The 18127-nt window shown below is 52.3% G+C and carries 14 protein-coding genes and 1 tRNA gene; 7 read left to right on the top strand and 8 right to left on the bottom strand.

All coding sequences use genetic code 11. The features are described 5' to 3' along the window. Positions 1–298 precede the first annotated feature (298 nt). From typA to fabY, 4 genes are all read left to right on the top strand, one after another. Positions 299–2122, top strand: coding sequence for a ribosome-dependent GTPase TypA (gene typA / locus EH207_RS17560; RefSeq protein ID WP_137715130.1), 1824 nt, complete (start codon positions 299–301; stop codon positions 2120–2122). 180 nt (positions 2123–2302) lie between these two features. After that, complete coding sequence (gene yihX / locus EH207_RS17555) at positions 2303–2914, top strand: glucose-1-phosphatase (protein WP_137715129.1); 612 nt, start codon at positions 2303–2305, stop codon at positions 2912–2914. 78 nt (positions 2915–2992) lie between these two features. After that, positions 2993–3430 carry a D-aminoacyl-tRNA deacylase gene (gene dtd / locus EH207_RS17550; protein ID WP_137715128.1) on the top strand — a complete coding sequence of 146 codons (438 nt, stop codon included), beginning with the start codon at positions 2993–2995 and terminating at the stop codon, positions 3428–3430. A gap of 72 nt (positions 3431–3502) precedes the next feature. Then, positions 3503–4450: a fatty acid biosynthesis protein FabY gene (gene fabY, locus EH207_RS17545; protein ID WP_137715127.1), complete on the top strand. Its 948-nt coding sequence runs from the start codon at positions 3503–3505 to the stop codon at positions 4448–4450. A 32-nt stretch (positions 4451–4482) separates the two neighbouring features. On the opposite strand, the gene EH207_RS17540 is transcribed toward fabY, so the two are convergent. The 8 genes from EH207_RS17540 to EH207_RS17505 all read right to left on the bottom strand — a co-directional run bounded on the left by EH207_RS17540 (position 4483) and on the right by EH207_RS17505 (position 14104). Further along, positions 4483–6177 (bottom strand): AsmA family protein, encoded by a 1695-nt coding sequence (locus EH207_RS17540; RefSeq protein WP_137715126.1) that lies wholly within the window; start codon positions 6175–6177, stop codon positions 4483–4485. 155 nt (positions 6178–6332) lie between these two features. After that, on the bottom strand, positions 6333–7721 hold the full coding sequence (locus EH207_RS17535; protein WP_137715125.1) for a nucleobase:cation symporter-2 family protein: 1389 nt from the start codon (positions 7719–7721) through the stop codon (positions 6333–6335). A 164-nt stretch (positions 7722–7885) separates the two neighbouring features. Beyond that, a complete protein-coding gene (gene recG, locus EH207_RS17530; protein ID WP_137715124.1) occupies positions 7886–9967 on the bottom strand; it encodes an ATP-dependent DNA helicase RecG in 2082 nt (693 codons plus the stop codon). Continuing rightward, positions 9967–10659 carry a tRNA (guanosine(18)-2'-O)-methyltransferase TrmH gene (trmH, locus tag EH207_RS17525; protein WP_137715123.1) on the bottom strand — a complete coding sequence of 231 codons (693 nt, stop codon included), beginning with the start codon at positions 10657–10659 and terminating at the stop codon, positions 9967–9969. The genes recG and trmH overlap by 1 nt, the downstream gene beginning before the upstream one ends. A gap of 5 nt (positions 10660–10664) precedes the next feature. After that, positions 10665–12764 carry a bifunctional GTP diphosphokinase/guanosine-3',5'-bis pyrophosphate 3'-pyrophosphohydrolase gene (spoT, locus tag EH207_RS17520; RefSeq protein WP_137715122.1) on the bottom strand — a complete coding sequence of 700 codons (2100 nt, stop codon included), beginning with the start codon at positions 12762–12764 and terminating at the stop codon, positions 10665–10667. Positions 12765–12782: 18 nt separating this feature from the next. Then, complete coding sequence (gene rpoZ, locus EH207_RS17515) at positions 12783–13058, bottom strand: DNA-directed RNA polymerase subunit omega (protein WP_137715121.1); 276 nt, start codon at positions 13056–13058, stop codon at positions 12783–12785. 53 nt (positions 13059–13111) lie between these two features. Further along, positions 13112–13735, bottom strand: coding sequence for a guanylate kinase (gene gmk / locus EH207_RS17510; RefSeq protein WP_137715120.1), 624 nt, complete (start codon positions 13733–13735; stop codon positions 13112–13114). Between the two features lie 141 nt (positions 13736–13876). After that, complete coding sequence (locus EH207_RS17505) at positions 13877–14104, bottom strand: hypothetical protein (protein WP_137715119.1); 228 nt, start codon at positions 14102–14104, stop codon at positions 13877–13879. A gap of 1 nt (position 14105) precedes the next feature. Here EH207_RS17505 and ligB point away from each other — a divergent pair, with 1 nt between their 5' ends. The 3 genes from ligB to EH207_RS17490 all read left to right on the top strand — a co-directional run bounded on the left by ligB (position 14106) and on the right by EH207_RS17490 (position 17996). Then, positions 14106–15800: an NAD-dependent DNA ligase LigB gene (gene ligB / locus EH207_RS17500; protein WP_137715118.1), complete on the top strand. Its 1695-nt coding sequence runs from the start codon at positions 14106–14108 to the stop codon at positions 15798–15800. A 308-nt stretch (positions 15801–16108) separates the two neighbouring features. After that, positions 16109–17788: a kdo(2)-lipid A phosphoethanolamine 7''-transferase gene (gene eptB / locus EH207_RS17495; protein WP_137715117.1), complete on the top strand. Its 1680-nt coding sequence runs from the start codon at positions 16109–16111 to the stop codon at positions 17786–17788. A gap of 131 nt (positions 17789–17919) precedes the next feature. Next, positions 17920–17996 (top strand) — tRNA-Pro (locus EH207_RS17490). The last annotated feature ends 131 nt before the right edge of the window (positions 17997–18127 follow it).

The following is an 18127-nucleotide window of genomic DNA, read 5'->3' as shown; positions in this document are numbered from 1 at the left end:
GTAGACTAAAGCTAAAAGTGTGCCAACTTTTTAAATGCGAGCAATGTGTTGCCCTTTGGGGGCTTTTCGCCTGAAAACCACTGCACCATTATAGCGTGTAGCACCATGTTGGTGCTTTCTTGTAAATCGTAGCACTATAATAGTGCAATAATTTGCGCTTGTAGCGCTTTTGCACCGCGAAAGGGATCACAAAGCTGGCAGTCATCAGTTGTTTATCATTGATGCTTGTGATCTTGTTTAGTCCCTCGATTAATCCGTGTACAATAGCGCGCTATTTCTAAATGCCTGAGGCAAAGCTGTGATCGAAAATTTGCGTAACATCGCCATTATTGCGCACGTTGACCATGGGAAAACCACCCTGGTCGATAAGTTGTTGCAACAATCCGGAACTTTCGGAGAACGTACTGAAGCAACCGAACGTGTAATGGACTCCAACGATTTGGAGAAAGAGCGTGGGATTACCATCCTCGCCAAAAATACCGCCATTAATTGGAAAAACTACCGCATTAACATTGTGGATACCCCAGGGCACGCCGACTTCGGCGGTGAGGTAGAACGCGTAATGTCGATGGTTGACTCGGTGCTGTTAGTCGTTGACGCGATGGATGGTCCGATGCCGCAGACCCGTTTCGTGACTAAAAAAGCATTTGCTAATGGTCTGAAACCGATTGTGGTGATCAATAAGGTTGACCGTCCCGGCGCCCGTCCTGACTGGGTTGTCGATCAGGTGTTCGACCTGTTCGTGAATCTGGATGCAACGGATGAGCAACTTGATTTCCCAATCATCTACGCTTCCGCGCTGATGGGTATCGCGGGTAACGACCACAATGATATGGCGGAAGACATGACCCCGCTGTATCAGGCGATCGTTGACCATGTCTCTGCGCCGCAAGTAGAGCTTGATGCGCCGTTCCAGATGCAGATTTCTCAATTAGACTATAACAACTACGTGGGTGTTATCGGTATCGGCCGTATCAAACGCGGTAAAGTTAAACCTAACCAGCAGGTTACTATCATTGATAGCGAAGGCAAAACCCGTAACGGTAAAGTCGGTAAGGTGCTGACCCATATGGGTCTGGAGCGTATCGAAGCTAGCCTGGCCGAAGCGGGCGATATCATTGCTATCACCGGTCTGGGCGAACTGAACATTTCCGATACCATCTGTGATGTGAACGCGGTTGAAGCTCTGCCGGCGCTCTCTGTTGATGAACCCACCGTGACCATGTATTTCAACGTCAACACTTCGCCATTCTGCGGTAAAGAAGGTAAGTATGTGACGTCTCGTCAGATCCTTGAGCGTCTTAACAAAGAATTGGTGCACAACGTCGCGCTGCGCGTAGAAGAAACCGAAGATGCCGATGCGTTCCGCGTTTCAGGCCGTGGTGAGCTTCACCTGTCGGTTCTGATCGAAAACATGCGTCGTGAAGGTTTTGAGCTGGCGGTTTCCCGTCCGAAAGTGATCAATCGCAAAATTGATGGCCGTATGCAAGAGCCATTCGAGAACGTGACGCTGGATATCGAAGAACAGCATCAGGGTGCCGTTATGCAAGCTATGGGCGAGCGTAAAGGCGATGTTAGGGACATGATTCCTGACGGCAAAGGTCGTATCCGTTTGGATTACCTGATCCCGGCACGCGGTCTGATCGGCTTCCGTACTGAGTTCATGACCATGACGTCCGGCACCGGTCTGCTGTACTCCACGTTCAGCCACTATGATGACGTGCGTCCGGGGGAAATCGGTCAACGTCAGAACGGTGTTCTGATCTCAAACGGTCAGGGTAAAGCGGTTGCGTTCGCCCTGTTCGGTTTGCAGGATCGCGGTAAACTGTTCCTGGGTCACGGTGCGGAAGTGTATGAAGGCCAGATTATCGGTATTCACTCACGCTCAAACGATCTGACGGTAAACTGTCTGACCGGTAAGAAGCTGACCAACATGCGTGCTTCGGGTACGGATGAAGCGACAACATTGGTTCCGGCCATCAAAATGTCTCTGGAACAAGCGCTGGAGTTTATTGATGACGACGAACTGGTTGAAGTTACGCCATTGTCCGTGCGTATTCGTAAGCGCCATCTGACGGAAAACGATCGTAAACGCGCTAGCCGCGGTCCTAAAGAGAGCTGATTTTTATCAGTCATTTCTTTTGTGAATAGCGCACCTTCGGGTGCCCTATTCACGCGTGGCGTTTTCCTGCTTACATTTTTTATACCTTTGCTTCCATTTTTTTCCTGCTTATCCTCCCTGTTCAGTTCTGCGATTTCCCGCTACAGTGAAAAACCAACGGTTACATCATGAGGAGAGGCCATGCTTTATATCTTTGATTTGGGCAATGTCGTCATCGATATTGATTTCAACCGGGTATTAGGTGTCTGGAGTAAGCTGAGCAGCGCGCCGCTGGCGACGCTGAAAGAGCGTTTTGTCATTGGGGAGGCGTTTGAACAGCATGAACGCGGTGAAATCAGTGATGAAGAATTTGCCGTTCGATTATGTGGTGAAATGGGCATTTTGCTGAGCTTTGAGCAGTTTTCCGCAGGATGGCAGGCTATTTTTGTGGCGTTGCGTCCGGAGGTAATCGCGATTATGCAGCAGCTGCGGAAAAATGGGCATCGTGCCGTGATCCTTTCCAATACCAATCGTCTGCACTGCAATCATTGGCCTAACCTGTTTCCTGAGGTGGAGAATGCGGCCGACCGTCTTTATCTCTCGCAAAATATCGGTTTGCGTAAGCCCGAAGCGGCTATCTACCAGCATGTGCTGACGCAGGAAGGTGTCACACCGGAACAAGCCATCTTTTTTGATGATAACCCTGCCAATGTTGCTGCTGCCCAGGCGCTGGGGATCCGCAGCATTCTGGTGACCGACCGTCAGGTGATCCCTGACTTTTTTGCCACTCAGTCAGCGGCGTCCGGCGTGTGAGCCGTTGTTGATCGGAGTCATCGTACATTGCTGCGATGAGTTCTGCCAATGTCATAAAAACAGGAGTGAAAACGTTCTATGATCGCGTTAATTCAGCGGGTATCCAGTGCCAATGTCACCGTGGACGATGCGATTATTGGTGAGATTGGGCAAGGATTGCTGGTATTGCTGGGCGTTGAGCAAGGCGATGATGAACAAAAGGCTGAGCGGCTTTGCGAACGGGTTCTGGGTTACCGCGTGTTCGCTGATGAAAATGGTAAAATGAACCTTAATGTCATCCAGGCGGAGGGCAGCGTATTAGTGGTATCACAATTTACGCTGACGGCCGATACCCAGAAGGGAATGCGCCCCGGTTTTTCCCGTGGCGCTACCCCTGTGCAAGCCGATCGGCTCTATCAGTATTTTGTCGGGCAGTGCCGTGAACGGGCCATTCATACGGAAACAGGGCGTTTTGCCGCAGACATGAAAGTTGCACTGGTTAACGATGGTCCGGTGACATTCTGGCTACAGGTATAATGTATTTTTTGATGAGGCGTGATTTAAGTAATGCACGGTTTTAATGAGGAAAAGTTTCAATGAGGCATGGTCATGTATCACCTGAGAGTACCTGAAAGCGCGGAAGAACTTGATGCGTACTACCAATTCCGCTGGGAGATGCTGCGTAGACCGCTGCATCAGCCGCTTGGCTCTGAGCGTGACGCTTATGACGCGCTGGCGCATCACCAGACGGTGGTTGATGAACAAGGGCGGCTGGTGGCGATAGGACGTCTCTCTATCAATGCCGATAATGAAGCGGCAATCCGGTTTTTAGCGGTGCATCCAGGGGTTCGCGGAAAAGGGTTGGGGACATTGCTGGCCATGACCCTGGAATCGGTGGCGCGTCAGGAAGGCGTAAAACGGGTGGTCTGTAGCGCGCGTGAGGACGCCAAGGGTTTCTTCGCCAAGCTGGGTTTTGTCGATCAGGGGGAAATCACCGTGCCACAGACCACGCCGATAAGACATTTTCTGATGATTAAACCGGTTGAGACGCTGGATGATATTTTACATCGCCCGGATTGGTGCGGTCAGTTGCAGCAGGCCTGGTATGAGCACATTCCGCTAAGTGAAAAAATGGGTGTACGCATTAGCCAGTATACCGGGCAGAAATTTATTACTACCATGCCGGAAGCAGGTAACCAGAATCCTCATCACACCTTGTTTGCCGGGAGTATGTTTTCGCTTGCCACGCTCACAGGCTGGGGATTGATCTGGCTGCTTTTGCGCGAAAGACGTTTGGGGGGAACGATTATTCTGGCCGATGCGCATATTCGTTACAGCACGCCAGTGACGGGCAGGCCCAGCGCGATTGCCGACCTTGGCTCACTGAGCGGTGATTTGGATCGTCTCGCCCGCGGACGCAAAGCCAGGGTGCAACTGAATGTGGATCTGTTCGGCGATGAGAAAAAAGGCGCGATGTTTGAGGGCGTTTATATTGTTTTACCCGCGCATCCCGAAGTACCGCTGGAACAGGGTGGGGGCGGGTCTGAAATACGGTGATGGCGTGGCCGCCATCACCCATGCTTATCTGCCTATTGTGCGGCAGGGGTCAATTCGCCCTGGTCCATTTGCTGATTGATGGGTTGCCCGTTGCCGTCAACGCCCTGAAGCGAACCATTCAGCGTTGGCTTCAACGGCGTACTGGCGGCGAGTCGTCCGTTGAGCTGCAATTGCAGGTTCGAATCGCCTGTGGGGGCTGAAGGTGATGTCGGCCATCCCCAGCGCGTCAAGATAACCAACGGAACGGAACGTCCTGTCATCGTAAATGAAAACGCACGGGCGGGTTGCTGGCTGACAGTGGCTTTGGCTTCCAATAGACCCGTCTGCACAAACGTGCTGAGTTCGGTGATGGAAATCTGATCGTCATTGGCTGTCAGGGCCAATGACGGACGCCGGATATCCACCCTGTTGAAGGTGGCGTCGCTAGCGTTCAAATTCAGACTGCCAGCCCAAATACCCCATTGATGATTACGCGCCAGCGTCAGATCGCGACCATATCCATCCAGCGCAGTAAGTTGGAATGGAAAATCCGGGTTGATGTCGATCAACAGGTTGCGGTTCGCCGTGAATTTTCGGAGGTTCACCTCTGCCAGCCAGTCCGGTAGCGACGTTTGCCAGTATTGACGCCAGTCGCCCGGCAGCGTGTATTCCAAGCCCGCCACCACGAATTCATCCAACTGCAAACGGTGGTTACTGCGCTGCCAACTGCCGTTGGTACGCAGCAGGCCGCCTTCCCAGCGCGTAGTGAACTGTTTGATACCCACGCCGTTCGGCGAGAGCGCCAGATTAACGATAGGATCAATGAAGTGCATGCCGCCGTTGACAATATCAGTGGCGTTGAAAGACAGCTCGCCGTCCTCGCTTTCCCAGTCGCCTTTTTTAAAGGTTACGCCCTGTAGCGTCACGTCAAGATCGTTAAACGCCCAACCCGGCCCTTCAATTCGGGCATCAATCAAATCAAAGCGATTGACCGTCACTGACGGGATGTGGGTCACCGGCTCCCAAAAATCCCGCATGTTTAGTGGGGTTTGCAGACGAACATTGCTGAGTCGCAGATTACCAATTTGCCAACTGCCATCTTCATCCCGGCTGGCGTTGCCCGTGAGTTGGCCTTGCGCGACATCGGCGCCGAAATTACTTAAAATAAGCTGGTTGTGGTTGATTTCACCCTGCATCAGCACCTGACTGGCGGGAATGTCATTAAGGCGCATTGAACTGGCGCTGAGCTGAAAGCGCCCCTGCTTGCCCAGTAAATATCCTGTTTCTGGCCGCCAGGGCGTCATACCGCCGTTGATGATCTGACCATTTAAATGCCAGTCGCCGTCTTGTGCCCGTACTGCCATCGAACGTAATTGTAAAACGTCTGCTTCGACGGGCAGCGTGACGTCTGTCGACGACAGATCCAGCGTGCCCCCTTCCAGCGTCAGGCTGGAGAAGTGACGTGGGTCGGTTATCTGACGCGCGCTGAAGCCTGCCGAGACGGTAGGCGCGGAGAGTGTCGGAGGCTGATCCTTGCGGCCGAAAATCACGTCTTTCAACTGAATATGGTCGGGTGAAGACCAGTCATGATTGATTTTACCTAATGAAAGCTGATAGCGGGTGTTTTGATTCACCCAGTTGCTGACCCAGCCTGCCGCCCATGCCGTTTGCAGTAATACATACAAAACAACCAGCGCCAGCAATGCCAGCAGAAACAGCGTCAGCAACAATTTCCCGAAAAATTTCATTGTGTCTGTCCAGGCCAATCGTCAGAGATAGTGAGTTTATGCCGCAATTACCTATAAGGCTCAATAGATAATGCAGTTATAAACAGTAAAAAGCGACCCGTGTTGCACACGTGTCGCTTCTTACTGTCAGGCGCCGCTATTTACGCTGGTTGATATTATTTTTCTTCCTGAGGGAAAACCAGGTTCAGTACGATTGCCGTGATACCGCCCGCGGCAATACCGGAAGAAAGCAGCGTTTTCATCCACTCAGGCGCGAATTGCAGAATCAGTGGCTGCTGCGACACGCCCAGCCCTACGGCCAGAGAAAGCGCGATAATCATGATGGCGCGGCGATTTAACGGCTCGCGAGAGACGATACGAACGCCGGATGCCGCGATGGTGCCAAACATGACGATTGTCGCGCCGCCCAAAACCGGCTCTGGAATGTGTTGCACAAAGCCGCTCACCGCCGGGAATAGACCCAGAACGATTAGCATCAGTGCAACAACAAAACCGACATAGCGGCTGGCGACGCCGGTAAGCTGAATGACACCATTGTTCTGACCAAAGCAGGAGTTCGGGAAAGTATTGAAAACCGCTGACAGGCAGGAATTCAGGCCATTTGCCAGTACGCCGCCTTTTAAACGTTTCATGTACTTCGGCCCGCTGACCGGCTGCTCTGATACATCGGAGGTCGCGGTGATATCCCCGATCGTTTCCAGTGAGGTCACCATAAAGACCAGCATCAGCGGGATGAGCAGGCTCCAGTCAAAGCCCAGTCCATAATACAGCGGTGTCGGCACCATGATGATCGAGCTTTCCGCCGTCGGCATGTTGTCCGGCAGCATGCCCATGATCCACGCGCCCAGATAACCGACCGCCATGGCGATCACCAGTGACGCTACGCGCAGATAGGGGTTGCGCTGGCGGTTCAGCACAATGATCACGATTAGAACAATCCCCGCCAGCAACAGATTCTTCGGTGCGCCGAACGTATGGTCGTTCATCGCGGCGTAGCCGCCGCCAATGGATGTCAGGCCAACCTGAATCAGAGACAGGCCGATGATCATCACGACAATGCCCGATACCAACGGCGTGATAATACGGCGCGCCAGGTGCAGGAAGCGGGAAAGAATAATTTCTGTGCAGGAGGCGACCATCAGCGTACCAAACAAGGCTGCCATCATGGTGGGAACATCCGCGCCGCCGTTTTTCAGCGCCAATCCGCCCATGATCAAGGGCGTAACGAAGTTAAAGCTGGTGCCCTGAATAGACAGCAGGCCCGAACCCACGGGCCCCCAGGTTTTAATTTGCAGAATGGAGGCAAGGCCGGAGGCAAAAAGCGACATGCTGATGATGTGCTGCGTGTCCTGTGCCGGCAACCCTAACGCCTGACAGATCAGTATGGCGGGCGTGATCACCGCGACAAACATCGCCAGCAGATGCTGACAGGCGGCAAACAGGGTTTGCGGCAGAGGTGGTCTGTCCTCCAGACGGTAGATCAACTCACTGTGCTTAGGTGCTGAAATTAGTTCTGACTGAGGAGTATCCGTGGTGGCGGTCATAAGAATGGGAGTACCTGAAATGACAAAGGAAGAATTTTAAAGATCTCTTTGGCAAAAGCAAACGTTTGCGAAACACTGTTTCTATATAATATGAAATTTGTCTGGCGCGCACTGACAGGTTATTTGAAGGCTATTCGGCAGGCGGGCGTATCACGACGTGATATTCATGCATTGGTATAACGGGCTCTTTCCGGTAACCAGCGTTCAATCAATGCCCTGGCGTGTTGCGGGTAACGTTGATGGAGGTGGCGCGCAACGCGCTGTATTTGCGGAATTAACGCCTGATCGCGTAGCAGGTCAGCTACTTTGAATTCGGTATTACCTGTCTGACGGGTACCTAATAGTTCTCCGGGGCCGCGAATTTCCAAATCGCGTTGCGCAATGACAAAGCCATCGTTGCTGTCACGCAATACCTGAAGCCGCTTCTGCGCGGTTTTACTGAGTGGTGTCTTATAAAGCAGCACGCAGTGCGAGGCAACAGCGCCGCGCCCGACGCGGCCGCGCAACTGGTGAAGCTGCGCCAGCCCCAGTCGCTCCGGGTTTTCAATAATCATCAGGCTGGCATTGGGGACGTCAACCCCAACCTCGATAACCGTGGTGGCGACCAAAAGCTGTAGTTCACCCTGTTTGAAAGCCTGCATAACGGTCTGTTTTTCCTGTGCTTTCATCCGACCATGCACTAATCCGACCGAGAGATCGGGCAGAGCCGCTTTCAACTCCGCGCACGTTGCTTCGGCGGCTTGTGCTTCCAACAGGTCGGATTCCTCAATCAGCGTACAGACCCAATAGGCTTGCCGACCTTCCTGCTGACAGGCACTGTTAACGCGCTGAATAATGTCATTACGGCGTGAGTCGGGGATCGCCACGGTGGTAACAGGCGTTCTTCCCGGCGGCAGTTCGTCGATGACGGAGATATCCAGATCCGCGTAAGCGGTCATAGCCAGCGTCCTGGGAATCGGCGTCGCGGTCATGATCAACTGGTGAGGGTGAAATCCCTGTTCTTCGCCCTTTTCCCACAGGGCCAGACGTTGATGCACGCCGAAACGGTGTTGTTCATCAATAATCACCAGCGCCAGCCCATTGAATTTTACCTGCTGCTGGAAAATGGCATGCGTACCGATCACCATGGATACCTGACCGTTGGCAATGGCGTCCTGCTGCGCCTGTCGCGCTTTTCCCTTTTGTTTTCCGGCCAGCCAGCCAACTTCAGTTCCCAGTGGTTCAAACCACTGGCGAAAGTTGTACGCATGCTGCTCCGCCAGCAGTTCGGTAGGCGCCATGAGCGCCACCTGTTTGCCATTTGCGATAGCGCGTAGCGCCGCGAGCGCGGCAACCAGCGTTTTGCCTGACCCGACATCTCCTTGCACCAACCGCATCATAGGAAAACCGTTGGTCATGTCGGCTTCAATTTCGCCGACGACCCTTGCCTGCGCCGGTGTGGGTGAGAATGGCAGGCTGGCGAGCAAGCGCTGTTTAAGCTGGTCGTTGGCTGGCAACGATATTGCCCGGTAACGCTGAGCACCCGCACGAACCGCCAGCATGCTCAGGTTATGCGCCAACAGTTCTTCCATGATAAGCCTGAGCTGTGCCGGATGTTTACCCTGCTCAAGCTCGCTGAGTTGCATATCGGGCGGCGGGCGGTGCAGGATATGCAAGGCTTCCGGCAGACTGATGAGCGATCGGCTCAGTTCTTCTGGCAACAGCTCATCGATGTGATTGTCATCCAGCATAGCCAGCGCCTGATCGGTTAATTTGCGCAACGTTGCCTGGCGAACACCCTCCGTTGTGGGATAAACGGGTGTCAGGGATGGCTGTAATTCAACCTGAGTGTTATCCCCTTGCAGCCGGTACTCCGGGTGGATAATTTCAGCGCCAATTTTGCCGCGCTTGATTTCACCGTAGGCGGTGACGCGCTGGCCTGGAGCCAGACTGTTCTTCATTGCGGCGTTGAAATTGAAAAAGCGCATGATCAGCAGACCGCTGCCGTCACTGATTTGGCAGGTCAGCATGCGGCGACGCCCAAACGTAATGTCATTGCGCAGGACTTCGCCTTGCACGGTGGCGTACATACCCGGAAGGAGATCGCCGATAGTATAAAGGTGGGTACGGTCTTCGTAGCGCAGCGGCAGATGAAGCAACAAATCCTGGACGGTTTCCAGTCCGAGACGAGCAAGTTTTGCTGCCTGACTGGAACCCACGCCAGCTAGCGAGCTTAGCGGTTGGGTATGCAGCAGGCGGCCTTGCATCAGGACTCCGACGCTTGCATCGCCGTCCACCAGGTGGCGGCGGCAACGATTTGGCCGTGATTGCCGATATGAGGGCGGGGTAAGCTTTTACGTTTGGCCACGCGTGCCAATACCGGATAACCCCCTTCAAACAGCAGCCGCTGCTGCTCTTCCTCCTCCAGCGGGCTCTTGTCTCGTTGATACATGCCTGCTATCTGCCGCTGTCGCTGAGCTTCATATAAAATCAAGGCGGATGCGACAGAGACATTCAGCGATTGCACCATACCCGTCATGGGAATGATGATATCCCGGTCGGCCAGCTCAAGCGCTTGCGCCGTAATGCCGGTTTTTTCCTGTCCCAGCAGAATGCAGGTTGGACGCGTGTAATCAATGTCGCGGAAATCGACGGCCTGCTCGGACAAGTGTGTTGCCAGAACCTGCATGCCTGTCGATTTGAGGTGGCTGACGGCATCATGAATGGTGCGGTGCGTTTTGACCTCAACCCAGCTATTGCTGCCCGCGGCGGAAGAAACCAGCGTTTTCATACGGCTGGTAGGCCAGACGGCATGAACCTGATGAACCCCAACCGCATCGGCGGTGCGGATCACCGCGGAAATATTGTGCGGTTTATGGACCTGCTCCATGCAAACCGTCAGATCGGGCTGACGGCAGGTCAGCATCTCTCTTATACGTGCATAACGTTGAGGGGTCATAACAGTTAATTTCGGTTACGGTTAACTTTTATCACATCCGGCATTACGCGGATCTTACGCATAATATTGGCCAAATGAACGCGGTCGAGCGTGGTGAGACGGATAAACGCACTGTAAACGCGACCGTCTCTTTCTTCCGTATTGATACTTTGAATATTGGAATTCGCGGCGTTGATCGCCGCCGTCAGGTTAGCCAGCGCGCCCTGATGGTTAAACATGTCTACTTTAATTTCGGCGATAAATTCTTGCTCGGTCACTTTATCCCATTCAACCGCCATGAACTTCTCGAGTTCTTTCTGGTAGCCTCGGATGTTACGACAGGATTCATGGTGGATGACCAGCCCTTTACCAGGACTGACGTGGGCAATAATCGGATCTCCCGGGATAGGACGACAGCATTTCGCGAAGGAAATCATCACGCCATCCGCGCCCTTAATGGGCAATTTGCGCAGCCCGGTATTGCCCAACTGGGATTGCTCGTTGAGCAGGTTTTTCGCCACCACCACACTCATGGCATTACCCATGCCGATCTCCGCCATCAAATCGTCCAGCGTCGCGAGCTTCATTCTCTCCAGCTCAAGCTGAATGTTTTTTGCAGGAATATCCGACAGCTTACGACCGCTGCCCAGCGCGTGGTTCAGCAAACGCCGTCCCAGACTGACGGAATCATCGCGTTTGAGATTTTTCAGCATCTGCCTGATTTTGGCGCGCGCACGAGAGCTGACCACAAAGTTCAGCCAGGCGGCATTCGGTCTGGCGCCAGGTGCGGTAATGATTTCAACGGTTTGTCCGCTGGTCAACGATTGAGACAGCGGGTAAGGCTGCCGGTCCACTCTGGCTCCGACGCAGGCATGGCCGATATCGGTGTGTACGGCATAAGCGAAATCCACCGGCGTCGCGCCCGCGGGTAATTCCACAATCCGGCCTTCCGGCGTGAACACATACATTTCGTCTGGAAAGAGATCGGACTTAACGCTTTCAATAAACTCAAAGGAACTGCCCGCGCTTTGCTGTAATTCCAGCAGGCTTTGCATCCACCGTTGCGCGCGAACCTGCGCGGTGGTGCTGCTTTCGCCTTCCTTATAAGCCCAATGCGCGGCAACGCCCATTTCCGCCATCTGATCCATGTCATCGGTGCGGATTTGGACTTCCACCGGCACGCCATGCGGACCAATCAGCGAAGTATGCAGCGATTGATAACCGTTGGCTTTAGGGATGGCAATGTAGTCTTTTACTCGTCCGGGACGCGGTTTATACAGGCTGTGTACCTGGCCCAACACGCGATAGCAGGTATCTACTTCTTTAACGATCACCCGAAAGGCGTAAATATCCATAATCGAATGGAAACGCTGTTCTTTCAGGTGCATTTTGCAGTAGATCGAGTAAAGATGTTTTTCGCGACCGCTGACCCGGCAGGTCATTCCAGCTTCGGTTAAGCGCCCCTTAATTTCGGCGAGGATTTTCTGAATCATCTCTTTACGGTTACCGCGAGCAGCCTTGACGACCTCTTTAATTACGCGGTAACGGTTGGGGTAGAGCGCTTCAAAACCTAACTCTTCAAGTTCGGTTTTGAGATGGTGAATACCCAGCCGATGAGCCAGCGGACTGTATATTTCCAGCGTTTCGCGGGCAATACGGCGGCGCTTGTCCGATCGCAGCGAACCCAGCGTGCGCATGTTATGGGTACGGTCCGCCAGTTTGATCAGAATGACGCGGATATCCTGCACCATCGCCATGATCATTTTGCGAAAGTTTTCAGCTTGCGCTTCTTTCTTATCCCGAAATGTCAGTTTATCCAGTTTGGAAACGCCTTCCACCAACTCGGCAACGCTTTTACCAAAAAGCTGTTCCATGTCCTGGTAGGTGGCGGGCGTATCCTCTATTACATCATGCAATAGCGCGGCCATCAGCGTTTCATAGTCGAGACGCATCTCGGCCAGAATGCAGGCCACCGCTACCGGATGAGTGATATAGGGTTCGCCGCTGGAGCGAGTCTGTCCCTCGTGGGCATCACGCGCAACCAGATAAGCCTGCTGTAAACGTTTTATCTGGTCTTCCGGCAGATAACGTTGAATCAGCAGATTGAGGCTTTCAAAAAGGTACAAGGGCGACTCGTGGTCTAATTAACGGCGGCCTTCAGCAATTGCGGTGACCGCCTGAATTTCAGCGGCTTCCTGCTCCTGCTGCTCCTGACGGTCACGAACGTCCAGAATCTGGGCGTTGATCAGACCTTCTTCGATCTCGCGCAATGCGATTACGGTATACTTATCGTTTTCTTCCGGCACCAGCGGATCTTTTCCGCCGATCTGGATCTGACGGGCGCGGCGAGCAGCGACCAACACCAGGTCAAAACGGTTACCAATTTTCTCTACAGCGTCTTGAACAGTTACGCGTGCCATAATGTGCTACTCCACAGGAAATAAAATGACTGCGCATCATACTGAAAGAGGCGTCAGTCTGCCAATAGTTTGGTGATTAATGCATCATGTCGTACTTTTTGTCTGCCCAAAAGCAGACGCTCCGCGCGAATAATGGTTTTCAGATCGAGTAAAGCCAGATCAAAATCATCATTCACAATTAAGTAATCATACTCGCTGTAGTGCGTCATTTCAGCCACCGCCAGCGCCATACGACGAGCGATGACCTCTTCGCTATCCTGACCGCGGCCTCGCAGACGGCGCGCCAGTTCTTCTTTTGACGGAGGCAAAATGAAAATACTGCGCGCCTGCGGCATCTGGGTGCGGATTTGCTGAGCGCCCTGCCAGTCAATATCCAGGAACACATCCACGCCACTCGATAATATCTGTTCAATGGCCAACCGGGATGTTCCGTAGTAGTTGCCGAAAACTTCAGCATATTCCAGGAATTCGTTCTCCTGAATCATACGCTTGAATTCGTCAACAGAAACAAAGAAATAGTGTTCGCCGTGATTCTCTCCCGGCCTTTGGGCTCGAGTGGTATGTGAAATCGATACCTGCGTGTCATAAAGCGGCTGCGTTTTTAATAACGCCTGAATCAAACTGGATTTCCCGGCCCCACTGGGAGCGGAAACGATATACAACGTGCCTTGAGCCATAGTGAAATTTTGCTAATTGCGATTATTGGAATATACCCCGTCATCTTTCAGCCGACAGGCTTATAGTGACCAGCATGATGAAATATTTGGGTACAGATGCGACAGAATGCGCATTCCCATAGTATACACACCGTTATGCCATCAGTCGCGCTGCGATAAATATCGTCGCGGGATGTTTTTTCTTATGCCATCAAATGCTTTGTCTGCCAACGTCTTTAATTCAATTTGCGTATCGCGTTCCATCACTTTTTCCATAGGTTGCAAGCGATAAATCATCCTGCGAGACGCTTTGCATTTTTTCTTTTTCGCACTCGTTTTATCTCTGTCACTGCGTTTTACTGCAGCTCTTTCTCTGTTGGAGATGAACATAATGTGTCACGGGTTCAGGCGGTTACTCGTTCTGGCGTTGTCCGGGTTTACCTGTTGCGTCTCGATGGCGGCGCCTGTTTGCCCTGATTGGTCGTTGGCGCGAGCGGATAAAGAAATCGATACGTTACAAAAACAGTTGGAAAGCTGGGATGACGCTTACTACAGGCTGGGGAAGAGCCTGGTTGACGATGAGGTATATGACCAACTCAGGGAGCGGTTGAGCCATTGGCAGTTGTGTTTCCAGCCAGATGCCGAAGCCGCTCGTATCAAACTGCCCGATAGCGGCAAACAAGCCCATCCTGTGGCACATACCGGCTTGAAAAAACTGTCTGACCACAGGCAACTGGCGCAGTGGATACAGCAGCGTAGGGATGTCTGGGTTCAGCCTAAAATAGACGGTGTGGCGGTAACGCTGATTTATCAGCAGGGAAAACTGATATCCGCCATCAGCCGGGGAAATGGTCGGCAAGGTGAGGACTGGACAGCCCAAGTACGGGATATTCCGGCGATCCCCCAAACACTGGAAAGCGCCCCGGCGGCACTAGTGTTGCAAGGAGAGCTGTTTCTTAACGTGACCGATCATCGGCAGAAGCTGCAAGGCGGAATCAACGCCCGTGCGGTGGTTGCTGGAGAAATGCGTCGGCACCGGCCTTCTCCTCTACGCTCGCGCATCGGTGTTTTTATCTGGGAATGGCCGGATGGCCCGGTAACGTTGCCTGAACGCCTGGAGGCATTACGCGCCATGGGGTTTGGCATGACAGCTGACTACACCCATCGCATTTCCTCGTTCGAGGAGGCTGAAAAATGGCGGGATATCTGGTATCGCACCCCTCTGCCTTTCGTAACGGATGGCGTGGTGATACGGCAGAATAAGGAACCGGAGGGGCGTCATTGGCGCGATAGGCCAGCCGATTGGGCCATAGCCTGGAAATATCCGCTGGTGCAGCGGGTGGCTGAAGTCAATGGTGTTGCATTCTCTGTTGGCCGGACAGGGAACATTTCTGTGGTGCTGAATATCCACCCATTGCAGTTGGATGACAAAATCGTTCGTCGGGTAAATGTGGGCTCGCTATCCCGCTGGAAGCAATGGGATGTACTGCCAGGCGATCAGGTCAAGATTGGTCTGGCCGGACACGGGAGCCCCCGGTTGGATAGCGTTGTCTGGCGAGTGGCGGAACGTCCGGCGGTCATTTTTCCGAAAGCAGGCGACTTTCACATTTTCAGTTGTTTTCAGTACAGCCTGGGTTGCCGGCAGCAAATGGTCGCCCGGTTGACCTGGCTAAGCGGAGAGCACGGGTTGAATATTAGCGGTATCGGCGAAGGCATATGGCAGCGTTTGGTTAGAAAAGGCATGCTGAATGATGTTTTATCCTGGCTAACGCTGACATCAGAACAATTGAAGTCGGTGGCTGACGTGGGGGACAAGCGGGGAGACAATATCTATGAACGTATGCAAACGGCCCGGCGGCAACCGCTGTCTCGTTGGCTATTGGCGCTGGGTATCCCGGTGCCAAAGTTAGCCAGAGAAGCGTTGGAAAATACTAACTGGTTACAGTTACAACAGCGTACCACATCGCAATGGCGGCAATTTCCCGGCATCGGCCCCAAACGGGCTGAAGAGATCATGGCTTTTTTACAGCATCCGATTATTGTTGAGTTTATTGCCCGGCTGGGCGGTGAAGGGATTAAAATATAATGTGTGGAGAGGAACGGATAAGGGCTGTGGCATGTGGCGGAATGGACATCAATGCTTTGATGTCAGACGCCTGGCGTCCGGGATCTCGAAAAATGCAGCGCAGAGTCACTCTCCTTTCTGGCGTCTGTAAATGGATATTAATTCTGATAAACACTTATTATCGTTTATTATCTGGTAGTCTCTGTTTCTACATAATGTTATTTTATGTAAAGAAAAAATCCCTCTTATTCGATGTTTGAACTCCGGCATAGCGCCGTTGTCGTATAGCTTCAGATAATAAGATCAGTTTTGCTGGAGCATTTGTTGCAATGAAGTTTGTTCATTCTTTATCACACCAGAAGTTGTCATTTGTACTGGCAATTTATGTCGGTCTTTTCCTCAACCTTTCCGTTTTTTATCGGCGGTTTGATGTTTTATCCATTCCCGCAGGCAAAACGCTTCCAATGTTTATTCCTGCGCTGATAGAGCTGACGGCCTGTATATTGTTCACCTTTTTCCTGATGCGCATCATTTCACTCGGAGGTCGCCACTTTTATCGCGTGGTTGCATCATTGCTGGTTCTGATTTCTGTTGCTGCCAGTTATTACATGACGTTTTTCAACGTTGTTATTGGCTACGGAATTATCGCGGCAGTCATGACAACCGATATTGACCTCTCTAAAGAAGTGGTTGGCTTACACTTTGTGCTGTGGATGATCGCGGTGAGCGCATTGCCGCTGTTTCTGATTTGGAAAAATACGTTACGCCATACGCTGATTGAGCAATTGGCTTCGCCGGGGAAGCGCCTGGTGCCCTTGGCGGTGTTATTGGTGGTGGTGGCGCTTGTCTGGTTGCCAATTCGTTATATGGATAAAGTCCAATCAGTGTCTGAAAAGCTCGCCAATGTCGATCTCCCCAGTTACGGCGGCGTCGTTGCGCACTCTTACCTCCCCTCCAACTGGCTGTCTGCACTGGGCTTGTTTGCCTATACCAAATATGACGAAAGTCAGGACTCTTCAAATCTTTTCGATCCGGGTAAGGCGTTCACTTACATTCCGCCCAAAGGAATTGAGGATACCTACGTGGTTTTCATCATTGGTGAAACAACCCGCTGGGACCATATGGGATTACTGGGATACGAACGAAATACGACACCGAAGTTGTCCAAAGAGCGGAATCTGGTTGCTTTCCGCGGTCAATCTTGTGATACCTCAACCAAGCTATCCATGCGCTGTATGTTCGTGCGCGAGGGGGGGACAGAAGATAACCCGCAGCGAACCTTGAAAGAGCAAAACATTTTCGCTGTGATGAAAGAACTAGGATTCACCTCTGAGCTTTTCGCGATGCAAAGCGAAGTGTGGTTCTACAATAGCATTGAGGCGGATAATTACTCTTTCCGGGAAATGATCGCGTCTGAAAAGCAAAACGATGGCAAGTCAGTGGATGATATGTTGCTGGTGGATGAGGTAAAGGATTCTTTAGCCCGTTACCCCACCGGCAAGCATCTGATCGTATTGCATACCAAGGGTTCACACTATCTTTATTCCATGCGCTATCCCCGCAGCTATGCCCGTTATCAGCCGGAGTGTATGGGGGTAGACGCCTCTTGCTCTCGCGAACAGCTTATCAACGCGTTTGATAATAGCGTGCTGTATACCGATAGCTTTATCCAGCGGGTCATCGATCAGGTCAGGGATAAAAAAGCGCTGGTGTTCTATGCTTCCGACCACGGTGAATCCGTTGACGATAACCAGCATCTGCATGGTACGCCGCGTGACATGGCGCCGCCGGAACAATTTCGTTCTCCCATGATGGTATGGGCATCGGATAAGTTTCTGGCTGAACCCAACAACATGAATGCGTTTGATCAGCTAAAGGCTCAGCAGCGGGTTGGTAAAATCCATCGCCATGAAGAGCTGTTTGATACCATTTTGGGATGTCTGGGATATACCTCGCCTGACGGGGGGATCAATCCGAAAAACAACTGGTGCAACAAGCCATCCAGATGATGTAAATACCCGGCAGGGATGCCGGATTAAGGCCGATAGATGGCAGTTTGGATACTTTGCAAACAGGCGTAATCCTTTTTCTAAAAAGGGATTGACGCCTCAATAGGGTAGCAGTAATATGCGCCCGCATTCGGTGAGTGGCGCAGCCTGGTAGCGCACTTCGTTCGGGACGAAGGGGTCGGAGGTTCGAATCCTCTCTCACCGACCATTTTTTCTTCCGCTTTATTTCTTCTTGAATGCTACCCGATTTTCTCCCACTTTCCCGCTGGTTAAAACCTGGGTGTCAGATACCAATTAAAATAATTTAAAAATACGCCTGCTTTGAACGTGAAGCATAAC

Origin of the sequence: Brenneria rubrifaciens (assembly GCF_005484945.1) — a bacterium.
Classification (GTDB): Bacteria; Pseudomonadota; Gammaproteobacteria; order Enterobacterales; family Enterobacteriaceae; genus Brenneria; species Brenneria rubrifaciens.
This window is presented reverse-complemented; position numbering and strand designations above follow the sequence as displayed.

Bases quoted from the DNA above. Each gene is read 5' to 3' on its own strand.
- yihX (WP_137715129.1), top strand. From the start codon at position 2,303: ATGCTTTATATCTTTGATTTGGGCAATGTCGTCATCGATATTGATTTC.
- dtd (WP_137715128.1), top strand. From the start codon at position 2,993: ATGATCGCGTTAATTCAGCGGGTATCCAGTGCCAATGTCACCGTGGAC.
- fabY (WP_137715127.1), top strand. From the start codon at position 3,503: ATGTATCACCTGAGAGTACCTGAAAGCGCGGAAGAACTTGATGCGTAC.
- EH207_RS17540 (WP_137715126.1), bottom strand. From the start codon at position 6,177: ATGAAATTTTTCGGGAAATTGTTGCTGACGCTGTTTCTGCTGGCATTG.
- EH207_RS17535 (WP_137715125.1), bottom strand. From the start codon at position 7,721: ATGACCGCCACCACGGATACTCCTCAGTCAGAACTAATTTCAGCACCT.
- recG (WP_137715124.1), bottom strand. From the start codon at position 9,967: ATGCAAGGCCGCCTGCTGCATACCCAACCGCTAAGCTCGCTAGCTGGC.
- trmH (WP_137715123.1), bottom strand. From the start codon at position 10,659: ATGACCCCTCAACGTTATGCACGTATAAGAGAGATGCTGACCTGCCGT.
- rpoZ (WP_137715121.1), bottom strand. From the start codon at position 13,058: ATGGCACGCGTAACTGTTCAAGACGCTGTAGAGAAAATTGGTAACCGT.
- gmk (WP_137715120.1), bottom strand. From the start codon at position 13,735: ATGGCTCAAGGCACGTTGTATATCGTTTCCGCTCCCAGTGGGGCCGGG.
- EH207_RS17505 (WP_137715119.1), bottom strand. From the start codon at position 14,104: ATGTTCATCTCCAACAGAGAAAGAGCTGCAGTAAAACGCAGTGACAGA.
- ligB (WP_137715118.1), top strand. From the start codon at position 14,106: ATGTGTCACGGGTTCAGGCGGTTACTCGTTCTGGCGTTGTCCGGGTTT.
- eptB (WP_137715117.1), top strand. From the start codon at position 16,109: ATGAAGTTTGTTCATTCTTTATCACACCAGAAGTTGTCATTTGTACTG.